Genomic DNA, 13,566 nt, shown 5'->3' with positions numbered 1-13,566 from the left:
CTTACCGTCCGGTCGGTATGGAGCCGTCGGACCGCACCGCCCACCCGGACACCGCTCACCAGGGGGACCGATGCCGGAGAGTGTCACCACGCAGCCCAGCGGGCAGCCCAGCGCACGGACCGGCCCGTCCGCGGGCGCCGGCTCCCGTACCGCGCTGCGGATCTGCCCGCTGTGCGAGGCCACCTGCGGCCTGGTCGTCACGGTCGCCCCCGGTGACGGCGGACGGGAACGGATCACCGCGGCCCGCGGCGACCGCGACGACGTCTTCAGCCGCGGCTTCGTCTGCCCCAAGGGGGCCCTCATCGGTGAACTGGACACCGACCCCCACCGCCTGACCCGCCCCCTGGTCCGCCGTGACGGCGAACTGCGGGAGGCGAGCTGGCAGGAGGCGTTCGCGGCGGTCGCCGAGGGGCTGGGTCGTGTCCTGGACGGTGACGGCCCGGCCGGCGGCGACCCCCGGGCCGTCGCCCTCTTCCTGGGCAACCCCAACGTCCACACCGTCGCCGGGGCCCTCTACCCGCCCCTGCTGGTCAAGGCGCTGCGCACCCCCAACGTCTTCACCGCCTCCACCCTCGACCAGATGCCCAAGCACGCCTCCGGCGGACTGCTCTACGGCGACCCCCTGGCCATCCCCGTCCCCGACCTGGACCGCACCGACCATCTGCTGATCGTCGGCGCCAACCCGCTGGAATCCAACGGCAGTCTGTGCACCGCCCCCGACTTCCCCGGTCGGCTGAAGGCCCTGCGGCGGCGTGGCGGCACCCTCACCGTCGTCGACCCGCGCCGCACCCGTACCGCGCGCCTGGCCGACCGGCACGTGGCCGTGCGGCCCGGCGGCGACGCCCTGCTGCTGATGGCGATGGTCCAGGTCCTCTTCGCCGAGGGCCTGGTCGACACCGGCGCGGCCGGGGAGCACCTGGGCGGCGTGGAGGACGTGGCCCGCCTCGCGGCCGACTTCACCCCCGAGGCCGTGGCCGGGGCCTGCGGCGTCGAGCCGGAGGTCATCCGTACCCTCGCCCGCGAACTGGCCGCCGCCGAGCGCGCCGCGGTCTACGGCCGTATCGGCAGCACCACCGTGGAGTTCGGCACCACGGCGAGCTGGCTGGTGGACGTCCTGAACGCGCTGACCGGCAACCTCGACCGGCCCGGCGGCGCGATGTTCCCGCTGTCGGCCACCGCCCGCGCCCCCCGGCCGCCCGCCCCGGGCCGGGGCTTCGCCACCGGCCGCAGGCGCAGCCGGGTCGGCGGACACCCGGAGGTCAAGGGGGAGTTCCCGGCCGCCGCGCTGGCCGAGGAGATCGACACTCCGGGCGAGGGACGGGTACGGGCGCTGGTCTGCGTCGCCGGCAACCCCGTGCTCTCCGCGCCCGACGGCGCCCGGCTGGAGAAGGCCCTGGCGGGGCTGGACTTCATGGTCAGTGTCGACCCGTACCTCAACGAGACCTCCCGCCACGCCCATGTGGTGCTGCCACCGCCCCCGCCCTCCCGCTCCCCGCACTTCGACTTCAGCTTCAACGCCCTGGCCGTCCGCAACCAGGCGCGCTACACCCGGCCCGTGATCCCCCTGGGCGAGGGGGAGATGAGCGAGAGCGCGATCCTGGCCCGCCTGGTGCTGTGCGCCTCCGGCGCGCCGGAGGCCGACCCGGAGTCGGTCGACGCCATGGTCGTCGAGCACACCCTGTCCGCCGCCGTCGCCGACCCGCTCTCCCCCGTCCACGGCCGGGACACCAAAGAGCTGACCCGCCTGCTGAACGGGGAGAGCGGCCCCGAGCGGCGGCTGGACATGATGCTGCGGCTGGGCCCCTACGGCGACGGCTTCGGCGCCGGCCCGGGCGGCCTGACCCTGGCGAAGCTGCTGGAGCACCCCCACGGCATCGACCTGGGCCCGCTGCGCCCCCGGCTTCCCGAGGTGCTGCGCACCCGCTCGGGCAAGGTCGAGCTGTGCCCGGAGCCGGTCGCCGCCGACATACCCCGGCTGCACCGATTCCTGGCGGACCGTCAGGGGGGTTCCGGGGCACTGGTGCTGGTCGGCCGCCGCCATCTGCGCTCCAACAACAGCTGGATGCACAACGTCCCCGGCCTGAAGGGCGGCAGCAACCGCTGCACCCTCCACGTCCACCCCGCCGACGCCGCCCGGCTCGGCCTGGCCGACGGCTCCCTCGCCGAGATCACCGGCGACGGGGGCACCGTTGGGGCACCGGTGGAGGTGACCGACGAGGTGGCCCGGGGGGTCGTCAGCCTGCCGCACGGCTGGGGTCACGACCGGCCCGGCACCCGGACGCCGGTGGCCTCCGCCGAACCCGGGGTCAACGTCAACCAGCTCCTGGACGGGCGGCTGCTGGACCCGCTGTCGGGGACCGCCGTGCTCAACGGGTTCCCGGTCCGGGTGGCCCCCGCGGAGACATCCGCGGAGACGCCCGCCGAGGGGGCCGCCCCGGAGTCCGGACCGGCCTCCTCGGCCGCCGCCGGGTCCTCCGTGTGATCCACGGCATGCGCCGTCCTGCTGACACCCCAAACTAGCGCCGCTAGTTTGGGGTCATGCAGGCACACAACGGCATGTACATCGACGGACGGTGGCGCCCCGCCGCGGGCACGGAGACGATCGAGGTCGTCGACCCGGCCACCGAGGAGATCATCGGCACCGTCCCGGCGGGCACCGCCGAGGACGTCGACGCGGCCGTGGCGGCGGCCCGCGAGGCCCTGCCCGGCTGGGCCGCCACACCGCCCGCCGAGCGCGCGGCCCGGCTCGGCGCGCTGCACGACGCCCTGGCCGCCCGCCGCGAGGAGATCGCGGCCACCGTCACCGCGGAGCTGGGCGCCCCGCTGTCCTTCTCGCAGGCCGTCCACGCCGACCTGCCCACCACGGTCGCCGGCACGTACGCGAAGCTCGCCGCCGAGCACCCCTTCGAGGAGAGGCTGGGCAACTCCCGCGTACTGCACGAGCCGGTCGGCGTCGTCGGCGCCATCACCCCCTGGAACTACCCGCTGCACCAGATCGTCGCCAAGGTCGCCCCGGCCCTGGCGGCCGGCTGCACGGTGGTCCTCAAGCCCGCCGAGGACACCCCGCTGGTCGCGCGGCTGTTCACCGAGGCCGTGGCCGAGGCGGGGGTGCCGGCCGGGGCGTTCAACCTCGTCACCGGGCGCGGCCCGGTCGCCGGGCAGGCGCTGGCCGAGCACGGCGGCGTGGACATGGTCTCCTTCACCGGCTCCACCGCCGTCGGCCGCCGCATCGGCGCGATCGCCGGCGGCGCGGTCAGGCGGGTCGCGCTGGAGCTGGGCGGCAAGTCCGCCAACGTGATCCTGCCCGGCGCCGACCTGGTGAAGGCCGTGAAGATCGGCGTGGGCAACGTGATGGCCAACGCCGGCCAGACGTGCAGCGCCTGGACCCGCATGCTGGTCCACACCGACCACTACGACCAGGCCGTGGGGATCGCCGCCGCCGCGGCGGCCAAGTACGTCCCCGGCGACCCCACCGACCCCGCCACGCGCCTGGGCCCGGTGGTCAACGCCGGACAGCGCGAGCGCGTCACCGGCTACATCCGCACCGGGACCGAGGAGGGCGCCACCCTCGTCGCGGGCGGCGCGGACGCCCCCGAGGGGATGGAACGCGGCTACTACGTGCGCCCCACCGTCTTCGCCGGCGTCACCCCCGAGATGACCATCGCCCGCGAGGAGATCTTCGGCCCGGTCCTGAGCATCCTGCGCTACGAGGACGCCGACGACGCCGCCCGGATCGCCAACGACTCCGAATACGGGCTGTCGGGCGCGGTGTGGGCCGCCGACGACGAGACGGCCACCGCCTTCGCCCGCCGTCTGCACACCGGCCAGGTGGACATCAACGGCGGCCGGTTCAACCCGCTCGCGCCCTTCGGCGGTTACAAGCGGTCCGGCGTGGGCAGGGAGCTGGGCCCGCACGGCCTGACCGAGTACCTCCAGACCAAGTCCCTGCAGTTCTGAGCGCCTCGCCCGGCCGCACGCCCGGCCGCACGTCCGGCCGCCTGTCCAGCCGGCCGCCCGCCCGATCCGCCCGCCCGACCCCACCGCAAGCAGCCCGTCCGCCCAGGACGTGAGAGGAGACGCCACGTGGTCCGCGCCGTGGTCCTGCCCGCCGTCAAAGCCCCGCTGGAGATGGGGGAGATCGACCTGCCGGAGCCCGGCCCCGGCCGGGTGAGGGTCCGCCTCACCGCCGCCGGGGTCTGCCACTCCGACCTGTCGCTGTCCAACGGCACCCTGCGCCAGCCCGTGCCCGCCGTCCTCGGCCACGAGGGCGCGGGCACCGTGACCGCGGTGGGCGAGGGCGTCACGACCGTGGCCCCCGGCGACGAGGTCGTCCTCAACTGGGCGCCCGCCTGCGGGAGCTGCCACTTCTGCGCGAAGCTGGGCGAGCCCTGGCTGTGCACCGAGGCCAACGCGGCCAGCGGCGTCCCCTACGCCCGCTCCACCGACGGCCGCGACCTGTATCCGGGGCTGGGCACGGCCGCGTTCGCGCAGGAGACGGTCGTCGCCGAGCGCGGTGTGCTGCCGCTGCCCGCCGGCGTGCCGCTGGCCGACGCGGCCCTGCTGGGCTGCGCGGTCCTGACCGGCTACGGCGCGGTCAACCACAGCGTCCGTCTGCGCGAGGGCGAGTCGCTGGCCGTCTTCGGCGCCGGCGGGGTCGGCCTGGCGGTGATCCAGGCGGCGCGGATCGCGGGCGCGGAGCGGATCGTCGCCGTGGACGTCTCCCCGGGCAAGGAGGAGCTGGCCCGCCGCGCCGGGGCCACCGACTTCCTGATCGCCTCCGACACCACCGCCAAGGAGGTCCGGAAGATCACCGGCGGGCTGGGCGCGGACGCCGCCGTCGAGTGCGTCGGCCGCGCGGAGACCATCCGGGCCGCCTGGTCCTCCACCCGGCGCGGCGGACGGACCTCGGTGGTGGGCATCGGCGGCAAGGACAGCCAGGTCTCCTTCTCGCCGCTGGAGATCTTCCACTTCGCCCGCACCCTGTCCGGCTGCGTCTACGGCAACTGCGACCCCGCGCGCGACCTGCCCGTCCTCGCCGAGCACGTCCGCTCCGGACGGCTGGACCTGAGCGCGCTGGTCACCGACCGGATCGGTCTGGAGGAGGTGCCGGAGGCCTTCGAGGCCATGCTCGCCGGACGCGGCGGCCGGGCGCTGGTGGTCTTCTAACGCTCACGGCCCTCCGCCTCCCGGGCCCGCTCCCGGCCCGGGAACCGGAGCGCCAGCCCGTCGACGAGGGCGCGCAGACCCGTCTCGAAGGCGCCCTCGTCGACGCGCTGCTGGTGCTCGGCCAGCAGATGGGCCTGGTCCAGATGCGGGTAGTCGCGCTCGTACAGCGCCGCGTCGTCGACGAAGCCGCGGGCGAAGGAGCCCAGGGCGGAGCCGGCCACGAAGTACCGCATCAGCGCGCCGATGCGGGTCGCGTGGGCGCGCGGCCACCCGGCGTCCAGCATCGCGCCGTAGACGGCGTCGGCCATCCGCAGCTGGCTGGGGCGCCGGCCCGGACCCTGTGCCAGGTACGGGACGATGTTCGGATGCGCGCTGAGCGCCGCCCGGTAGGAGCGGGCCCAGGCCACCAGCGCCTCGCGCCAGTCGGTGCCGTCGGTGAACATCGACAGGTCGACATCGGCGCACACCGCGTCGGCCACCGCGTCCAGGATCTCGTCCTTGGTGCGGAAGTGGTTGTACAGCGACGGGCCGCTGACGCCCAGCTCGGCGGCGAGCCTGCGGGTGGACACCGCGGGCAGGCCCTCGCCGTCCACCAGCGCGAGCGCCGCCGCCACGATCCGCTCGCGGCTCAGCAGGGGGGTACGTGGGCGTGCCACGGATCACATCCTCGGGTCTCGTCCGGTATCTGTGAAGCTGCAACTAGCGCTGCTAGTTTATTGGGCATGGATCTGGAGCTGTCTCAGGAGCAGGCTGCCGTACGGCAGCTCGCCAAGGAGTTCGTCGACCGGGAGATCGTCCCGCACGCCGCCGAGTGGGACCGCGCCGAGAGCATCGACCGGTCCGTGGTGAAGTCCCTGGGCGACCTGGGCTTCCTGGGCCTGACCATCGACGAGGAGTACGGCGGGTCCGGCGGCGACCACCTGGCGTACTGCCTGGTCACCGAGGAACTGGGGCGCGGGGACTCCGCCGTGCGCGGGGTGCTGTCGGTCTCCCTCGGCCTGGTCGCCAAGTCGATCGCGGCCTGGGGGAACGAGGAGCACAAGCGGCGGTGGCTGCCGGGCCTGTGCGCCGGCGAGGCGATCGGCTGCTTCGGCCTGACCGAGCCGGGCACCGGCTCCGACGCCGCCAACCTCACCACCCGCGCCCGCCGCGACGGCGGCCCCGGCGGCGACTGGATCATCGACGGCACCAAGATGTTCATCACCAACGGCACCTGGGCCGACGTGGTGCTGCTCTTCGCCCGTACCGGCACCGAGCCCGGCCACAAGGGGATCACCGCCTTCCTCGTCCCCACCGACACCCCCGGCCTGACCCGCCGGGAGATCCACGGCAAGCTCGGCCTGCGCGGCCAGGCCACCGCCGAGCTGGTGCTCGACGGCGTCCGCGTCCCCGACGACTGCCGCATCGCCGAGGAGGGCAAGGGATTCTCCGTCGCCATGTCCGCCCTCGCCAAGGGGCGCATGTCGGTGGCGGCCGGATGCGTCGGCATCGCCCAGGCGGCGCTGGACGCGGCCGTGGCCTACGCCGCCGAGCGCGAGCAGTTCGGCAAGCCCATCGCCCGCCACCAGCTCGTCCAGGAGCTGATCAGCGACATCTCGGTGGACGTCGACGCCGCCCGGCTGCTGACCTGGCGCGTGGCCGACCACATCGACCGGGGCCTGCCCTTCGCCACCGAGTCCTCCGTCGCCAAGCTCTACGCCTCCGAGGCCGCCGTGCGCGCCGCCAACAACGCCCTCCAGGTCTTCGGCGGCTACGGCTACATCGACGAGTACCCCGTCGGCAAGCTGCTGCGCGATGCCCGCGTGATGACCCTGTACGAGGGCACCAGCCAGATCCACAAGCTGCTCATCGGCCGCTCGCTGACCGGGGTGTCGGCCTTCTGACCGCCCTCCGGGGTTTCCCGCGCGCCCCAGCTCCCTAAGCGACTGCTCAGCAACCGTTGTATGGTGTTCGCCCGGCGGGACGAACGGGCGAGGTGCTGATGGCTGCGGAGACGGGAGCGGAGTCCGTGGAGAGCGCGGACGCCATGGACGCCGCGGACACCGGGAACACCGAGAACACCGAGAACACCGAGAACGCAGCGGGGAACGCCGCGGACGGCGCCGGAGGGCCCGACGACTCCTGGGGCGAGGTGGCCCCCGACGCCGCCCGCCGGCTGCTGCTGGCGGCCGTCGAGGCCTTCGCCGAGCGCGGCTTCCACGCCACCACCACCCGGGACATCGCCTCCCGCGCCGGAATGAGCCCCGCCGCCCTCTACATCCACTACCGCACCAAGGAAGAGCTGCTCTACCAGATCAGCCGGGTGGGCCACGAGCGCTCGGTGCGCATCCTCACCGAGGCCGGCAACAGCGCGGTGTCCCCCGCCGACCGGCTCGCCGCCGCGGTGCGCGCCTTCGTGCGCTGGCACGCCGAGCGCCACACCACGGCCCGGGTGGTGCAGTACGAGCTGAACGCGCTGGCCGAGGAGCACTACGCCGAGATCGTCGCCCTGCGGCGGCGCAGCGAGGAGATCCTGCGCGGCATCCTTCAGGACGGGGTGGCCGCCGGGGACTTCACCGTCCCCGACGTCCGGGGCACGGCCCTGGCCGTGCTCTCGCTCTGCGTCGACGTCGCCCGCTGGTTCCGCTCCGGCGGCACGCGCACCCCCGAGGAGATCGGCGAGCTCTACGCCGGACTGGTGCTGAGGATGGCCGGCGCCCCGGCCGGCCCCGCCGACGGAACCGCGGGCGGAGCCGGCCGGGGCGCGTGAGCCCGGCGGACGGCGGGGGAGGGCGTCAGAGGTAGTAGCGCACGACGCTCTCCGCGACGCACACCGGCTTCTCCCCGCCCTCACGCTCGACCGTCACCACCGAGGCGAACTGGACGCAGCCCTCGCCCACCTCGGAGACCTCCGTGATCCGCGCGGTCGCGCGCACCCGCGAGCCGACCGGCAGGGGGGAGGGGAAGCGGACCTTGTTCACGCCGTAGTTGATGCCCATGCGCACGCCCTCGACGCGGATGAGCTGCGGCACCAGCACCGGCAGCAGCGAGAGCGTCAGATAGCCGTGCGCGATGGTCGTGCCGAACGGGCCGGCGGCGGCCTTCTCCGGGTCGACGTGGATCCACTGGTGGTCGCCGGTCGCGTCCGCGAACAGGTCGATCCGCTTCTGGTCCACCTCCAGCCAGTCGCTGGTGCCCAGCTCCTCGCCGACAGCGGCCTTCAGCTCGTCGACCGATGTGAAAACCCGGGGCTCCGCCATCGAAGCTCGCCTCCCCAACCATGCGTGGTGTCCGTGTGTCCGTGTGTCCGTTGTGTCGGTACACGCTACTAAGCGCTTGCTCAGCATGGTCGGGGGCGTCGGGCATGTCAACGGCCGGGCCCGTCTCCCCGTACACGTATGGCGCGTCACGGCGGGCCCCGGAAGATCCGGGGCCCGCCGTGACGCGCCATGCTCCACCGGGCCGCCGGGGTCATCCGGGCCGCCCGTGCCGACCGCGGGTGTCAGCCGCTGACCGCCATCCTTCCGGCGCCGCCGCCGTGCGCCACCGCACCCGGCCGCCGGGCCCCCAGGGCCCGCTCGGCGCTGTGCATCGCCTGCGCCGCACGCCGTGCCTCGCGCGCCTCCGCCTCACGGACCAGCCGCCGCAGCACCTCCGCCAGCGGGGCGGGCGGCGCGGCGCCGGGGTCCTCCACGGGCAGCAGCCCGCGACCGCCCCAGCACCGGCGGTGCCAGGCGTCGCCCGGCGGCTGCCGGACGCCGACGTGCTTCTGCTCCCTGCGCCGCCGCGCGAAGTCGCGCTCGTACGCCAGCCACACCTCCCGGGCCTCCTCCAGCTCCTCCAGCGCGGCCACCAGCCGATCCGGATCGGGGCTGCGGTCGTCGGGGGAGATACCCGCGCGGGCGCACAGGTGGTGCCAGGTGGCGCGGTGCCCGTAGGGGGCGAAGCGCTCCAGGCACTTGCGCAGGGCCTGCCTGCGCTGGGACGGGTCTCTTCCGGGATCACGGACCTGTTCCGCCAGGGCATTGAAACCGGCCAACGCGTACCACCTCCGACGTAATCGACCACAGCCGTCATCGCTGGGACGTACCGGACCCTCCAATGGATCCGTGTGCCCCCGAATCTTCCGATGCCACATACCGACTGGTTAGTCTGTGCAGGAAGTCGGTGGATCACCGGGAGCGGCCGGAAGACGACCACCGTCGGCGACCGGAACGAGACGAAGGGTGGGCACATGGAGGACCTGCGGGACTCGGGCGTCGTGGTGACCGGGGCGGGCGGCGGCATCGGCGCCGCCCTCGCACGCGCCTTCGCCGCACGCGGCGCCAGGGTCGTCGTCAACGACCTCGACGCCGGCAAGGCCGAGGCCGTCGCGCGCGAGATCGGCGCCACGGCAGTGCCCGGCGACGCCTCGGAGGTCGTCCCCGCCGCCCGCGAGGCCCTCGGCGGCGGAATCGATGTCTTCTGCGCCAACGCCGGCATCGCCCCCGGCGGCGGCCCCGAGGCCGCCGACGCCGTCTGGGACGCAGCCTGGGACGTCAACGTCATGGCCCACGTCCGGGCGGCGCGCGAGCTGCTGCCCGAGTGGCTGGAGCGCGGCCGGGGCCGCTTCGTCGCCACCGTCTCGGCCGCCGGAATGCTCACCATGGTCGGCTCCGCGCCCTACAGCGTCTCCAAGCACGCCGCCCTCGCCTTCGCCGAGTGGCTGTCGCTCACCTACCGCCACCGCGGCATCGACGTCCACGCCGTGTGCCCGCAGGGCGTGCGCACCGACATGCTCGACTCCGCCTCCACCGCCGGCGACCTGGTGCTGAGGCCCACCGCCATCGAGCCGGAGGACGTCGCCCGCGCCACCCTGGAGGCCGTCGACGCCGGACGCTTCCTGGTCCTGCCGCACCCGGAGGCCGGCCGCTACGCCGTCGCGCGGGCATCCGACACCGACAAGTGGCTGGACGGCATGAATCATGTGCAGCGGAAGCTGGAGACAATCCAGCGGGACCAGCAGGCCCGGTAAGGCCACGAGCAGCAGGAGGAACCGCCATGACGAGCCCGGCGAACCAGCGGCAGGACGACGCCGCCCCCACCCAGCCCGTCCCGCAGCGGCTGCTGGCCGCCGCCACCCGGCTGTTCGCCGACCGCGGCTACGACCGCACCTCCGTCCAGGAGATCGTCGAGGCGGCGGGCGTCACCAAGGGCGCCCTCTACCACTACTTCGGTTCCAAGGACGACCTGCTGCACGAGATCTACGGCCGGGTGCTGCGCCTGCAGCAGGAGCGGCTGGACGCCTTCGCCTCCTCCGACGCGCCCGTGGAGCGGCGGCTGCGCGACGCCGCCGCCGACGTCGTCGTCACCACCATCGACAACCTCGACGACGCCTCGATCTTCTTCCGCTCCATGCACCAGCTCAGCGAGGACAAGCAGAAGCAGGTGCGCTCCGAACGCCGCCGCTACCACGAGCGGTTCCGCGCCCTGATCGAGGAGGGGCAGAAGGCGGGGGTGTTCTCCACCGCCACCCCGGCCGACTTGGTGGTGGACTACCACTTCGGCTCCGTCCACCACCTCAGCACCTGGTACCGGCCCGGCGGGCGCATGACCCCGCAGGAGGTCGCCGACCACCTGGCGGACCTGCTGCTGCGGGCCCTGCGGCCGTAGACCCCCAACTCGGCGCCTTACGGACCACCCGAAGAACCCGGCACAACCCACGACCCCACACGACCCACTACCCAAGGCGGAGGCCTCAGGTGAAGGCATGGCGCGTCCACAGCAACGGCGAACCGCGCGAGGCGATGCGGCTGGAGGAGGTCCCGGACCCCGAGCCGGGCCCCGGCCGCCTCCTGCTGCGCGTACGGGCGGCGAACGTCAACTTCCCCGACGCGCTGCTGTGCCGCGGCCACTACCAGGTACGGCCCCCGCTGCCCTTCACCCCCGGTGTGGAGCTGTGCGGCGAGGTCGTGGCGGCCGGCGAGGGCACCTCCACCGCCACCGGCACCCGCGTCATCGCCCAGCCCGACCTGCCCCACGGCGCCTTCGCCGAACTGGTGACGGTCGACGAGTCCCACTGCGCCCCCGCGCCCGCTGCGCTGGACGACGCCGAGGCCGCCGCCCTTCACATCGGCTACCAGACCGGCTGGTTCGGCCTCCACCGCCGCGCCCGCCTCCAGCCGGGCGAGACCCTGCTGGTCCACGCCGCCGCCGGGGGAGTGGGCAGCGCCGCCGTCCAGCTCGGCCAGGCGGCGGGCGCGAAGGTGATCGGCGTCGTCGGCGGCCCCGAGAAGGCCGCGGTGGCCCGGGAGCTGGGCTGCGAGACGGTGATCGACCGGCGCGCCGTCGACGGCGTCAAGGGCCTGGCCCAGGCGGTCAAGGAGGCCACCGGCGGCCACGGCGCGGACGTGGTCTACGACCCCGTCGGCGGCGACGCATACACCGCATCCACCAAGTGCGTCGCCTTCGAGGGGCGGATCGTGGTCGTCGGCTTCGCCAGCGGCGCCATCCCCAGCCCCGGCCTCAACCACGCCCTGGTGAAGAACTACGCCATCCTCGGCCTGCACTGGGGTCTGTACAACACCCAGGACCCGGCCGCCGTCCGCGCCTGCCACCAGGAGCTGACCAGGCTCGCCGAACAGGGCGCGATCAAGCCGCTGGTGAGCGAGCGCGTACCGATGGAGGATGCGGCCGACGCCGTCCAGCGCGTCGCCGACGGCACCACCACCGGCCGCGTCGTCATCCAGCCCTGAGCCGTTGCCGGCCCACCCGCCGGCGCCGTGTGTCCCCGGACCGCTGGGCGGCTCGGGGCACACGGCGCTCGCGGGTGGGCGGACAGCCGAGCGCTTGAGCCGAAGCACGATAGTTGTCACATAGGTAGGCCTGTTGTCACCTGCGAGGGTTGACGCCGGAGGGTCGTTCTCTCAGCTCCTGACGGCCTCTGTGATCTGCTGGGCGGCCTGGTCGGGCGTGAGGTGCGTGGTGTCGACGACCTCGGCCTCGGCGTGCAGCCACGTGCGGGCTGCCTCAGCGTAGGGCTCAAGGTACTGGAGGCGGAACGGGGAGTTGGGGCCGAGAACGGTGTCGCCCGCGATGCGCGCGCGGAGGGTGTCCTGGTCGGCATGGAGGACGAAGTGCCGGACCGGAATATCGTGCTGGGCAAGGCCCGAGCTGATCTCGCGCCAATACTGCTCGATCAAGACTGTCATGGGCATCACCAGGGTGCCGCCGGTGTAGTCGAGGATGCGCCGGGCGGTCTCGACCACGAGGGGCCGCCACGGTGGCCAGTGCTGGAAGTTGTCCGTCGCGGGCAGCCCGGGCTTGATGTCCATGAGTGTCTCGCCGACTTTCTCGGCGTCGAACACCCGTGAGTTCGGGATGAGCTGTTGTACGAGTGTGCTGGTCGTCGTCTTGCCTGCGCCGTGGGTGCCGTTGAGCCATACGATCATGAACTTGACGTTAGCGTCGTGAGGGCCGCAGGTATGGACAGAGGGGAAGATCCGGGCAGAGAACCGCAGGTTCTCGGTCTTTGCTTCCAGTGAACGCTTCTCATCCTGAGCGCCAGGCGATCTCGATGGCGTGAACGGCGGCGACCGTGCGACCGATGCGGTTGGTGCTGCACCGGGCCTTGCGGAGGATCCGCCATTGCTTGAGGCGGGCGAAGGCGCGTTCGCCCGGGGCGCGCAGCCGGGCGTGGTCGCGGTTGTACTGCTGGTAGTGCTCGGGCAGGTCGCGATGACCGTAGTAGGGGGTGCGGACGGTCGCGCCGGCGCCCTGGTAGGCGCGGTCGGCCAGGACGAGGAGCTGACGGGACAGGCAGGCTTGGATCACACCGTGGGCGCGGGCTGCGGTCAGGTCGTGCGTGCGGCCCGGTGTCGCGCGGGAGAACCAGAGCGGGGTGCCGTCCGGGCGGGCGATGACCTGCACGTTCATCCCGTGGCGGCGGTGCTTCTGCGAGTAGTACGGCTCGTCCGCCGCGATGCGGTTGGTAGTGATCAAAGTGCCGTCGAGGATGACGAACCCCTCCGGCGGCAGCTCGCGCAGGGCCTCGTGCAGGCTCGGGGCGCGCTCGGCGAGGAGGTCGACCGTTTCGCTCACGTACCGGCCGGCGGTGGCGGTGGAGATGCCGAACCCCGCTGCGGCCTGGGCCAGGGTCTCGTTCTTGCGCAGGTGCACCAGGACCAGCAGGGCCTGGCGGAAGCAGCCCAGCTTCCGCCAGCGGGAGTTCAGCTCACGCCTTCGGGCGTAGATGAGCCAGGAAACGTGCTCCACGACTTCGTGGGGGACGTCGAGCATGGCACGATACGGGACCAACAGGGCTCCTGTGTCGAGACGTTGGCGAGTGAGATCACCAGCCGCAACGACCAGGAGCCCTGCCGCGTTACGGCCCCCCGACCACCAGCCGCCATCACCCACGAACCACAGGATGAGAAGCGTTCA

13 protein-coding genes are annotated in these 13,566 nt (G+C 73.5%); 8 read left to right on the top strand and 5 right to left on the bottom strand.

The window, feature by feature from the left end; all coding sequences use genetic code 11:
* The first annotated feature begins 70 nt into the window (after nucleotides 1-70).
* The 3 genes from CUT83_RS10025 to CUT83_RS10015 all read left to right on the top strand — a co-directional run bounded on the left by CUT83_RS10025 (nucleotide 71) and on the right by CUT83_RS10015 (nucleotide 5,166).
* Nucleotides 71-2,482 (top strand): molybdopterin oxidoreductase family protein, encoded by a 2,412-nt coding sequence (locus CUT83_RS10025; protein WP_101255509.1) that lies wholly within the window; start codon nucleotides 71-73, stop codon nucleotides 2,480-2,482.
* A 56-nt stretch (nucleotides 2,483-2,538) separates the two neighbouring features.
* Nucleotides 2,539-3,957 carry an aldehyde dehydrogenase family protein gene (locus CUT83_RS10020; protein WP_101255508.1) on the top strand — a complete coding sequence of 473 codons (1,419 nt, stop codon included), beginning with the start codon at nucleotides 2,539-2,541 and terminating at the stop codon, nucleotides 3,955-3,957.
* A 126-nt stretch (nucleotides 3,958-4,083) separates the two neighbouring features.
* Complete coding sequence (locus tag CUT83_RS10015; RefSeq protein ID WP_165869443.1) at nucleotides 4,084-5,166, top strand: Zn-dependent alcohol dehydrogenase; 1,083 nt, start codon at nucleotides 4,084-4,086, stop codon at nucleotides 5,164-5,166.
* Here CUT83_RS10015 and CUT83_RS10010 read toward each other — a convergent pair.
* Entirely contained in the window at nucleotides 5,163-5,822 is a 660-nt protein-coding gene (locus tag CUT83_RS10010) for a TetR/AcrR family transcriptional regulator (RefSeq protein WP_101255507.1), read from the bottom strand. The two genes, CUT83_RS10015 and CUT83_RS10010, sit on opposite strands and share 4 nt — an antisense overlap.
* Before the next feature lie 66 nt (nucleotides 5,823-5,888).
* On the opposite strand from CUT83_RS10010, the gene CUT83_RS10005 reads away from it, so the two are divergent.
* Both CUT83_RS10005 and CUT83_RS10000 read left to right on the top strand, forming a co-directional pair.
* Entirely contained in the window at nucleotides 5,889-7,049 is a 1,161-nt protein-coding gene (locus tag CUT83_RS10005; protein WP_101255506.1) for an acyl-CoA dehydrogenase family protein, read from the top strand.
* 143 nt (nucleotides 7,050-7,192) lie between these two features.
* Nucleotides 7,193-7,915 carry a TetR/AcrR family transcriptional regulator gene (locus CUT83_RS10000; RefSeq protein ID WP_101255531.1) on the top strand — a complete coding sequence of 241 codons (723 nt, stop codon included), beginning with the start codon at nucleotides 7,193-7,195 and terminating at the stop codon, nucleotides 7,913-7,915.
* 25 nt (nucleotides 7,916-7,940) lie between these two features.
* Here CUT83_RS10000 and CUT83_RS09995 read toward each other — a convergent pair whose 3' ends face one another.
* Entirely contained in the window at nucleotides 7,941-8,405 is a 465-nt protein-coding gene (locus tag CUT83_RS09995; protein ID WP_101255505.1) for a MaoC family dehydratase, read from the bottom strand.
* Nucleotides 8,406-8,647: 242 nt separating this feature from the next.
* Complete coding sequence (locus CUT83_RS09990; protein WP_240957867.1) at nucleotides 8,648-9,184, bottom strand: hypothetical protein; 537 nt, start codon at nucleotides 9,182-9,184, stop codon at nucleotides 8,648-8,650.
* Between the two features lie 195 nt (nucleotides 9,185-9,379).
* Between CUT83_RS09990 and CUT83_RS09985 the strand changes: the two genes are divergently transcribed.
* The 3 genes from CUT83_RS09985 (at nucleotide 9,380) to CUT83_RS09975 (ending at nucleotide 11,879) form a co-directional block, all read left to right on the top strand.
* On the top strand, nucleotides 9,380-10,159 hold the full coding sequence (locus tag CUT83_RS09985) for an SDR family NAD(P)-dependent oxidoreductase (RefSeq protein WP_101255504.1): 780 nt from the start codon (nucleotides 9,380-9,382) through the stop codon (nucleotides 10,157-10,159).
* 26 nt (nucleotides 10,160-10,185) lie between these two features.
* Complete coding sequence (locus CUT83_RS09980; protein WP_101255503.1) at nucleotides 10,186-10,797, top strand: TetR/AcrR family transcriptional regulator; 612 nt, start codon at nucleotides 10,186-10,188, stop codon at nucleotides 10,795-10,797.
* 89 nt (nucleotides 10,798-10,886) lie between these two features.
* Nucleotides 10,887-11,879 (top strand): NADPH:quinone oxidoreductase family protein, encoded by a 993-nt coding sequence (locus CUT83_RS09975; RefSeq protein ID WP_101255502.1) that lies wholly within the window; start codon nucleotides 10,887-10,889, stop codon nucleotides 11,877-11,879.
* A gap of 171 nt (nucleotides 11,880-12,050) precedes the next feature.
* Here CUT83_RS09975 and CUT83_RS09970 read toward each other — a convergent pair whose 3' ends face one another.
* Together CUT83_RS09970 and CUT83_RS09965 are read right to left on the bottom strand one after the other, a co-directional pair.
* Nucleotides 12,051-12,575, bottom strand: coding sequence for a P-loop nucleotide/nucleoside kinase family protein (locus tag CUT83_RS09970; RefSeq protein WP_101255501.1), 525 nt, complete (start codon nucleotides 12,573-12,575; stop codon nucleotides 12,051-12,053).
* 100 nt (nucleotides 12,576-12,675) lie between these two features.
* Entirely contained in the window at nucleotides 12,676-13,422 is a 747-nt protein-coding gene (locus tag CUT83_RS09965; protein WP_101254054.1) for a transposase family protein, read from the bottom strand.
* Nucleotides 13,423-13,566 lie beyond the last annotated feature (144 nt).

Origin of the sequence: Streptomyces barkulensis (assembly GCF_002843305.1) — a bacterium.
In the GTDB taxonomy this organism is placed as follows: Bacteria; Actinomycetota; Actinomycetes; order Streptomycetales; family Streptomycetaceae; genus Streptomyces; species Streptomyces barkulensis.
Note: the sequence above shows the minus strand (reverse complement) of the source record. Positions and strands in the feature narration are given on the sequence as shown.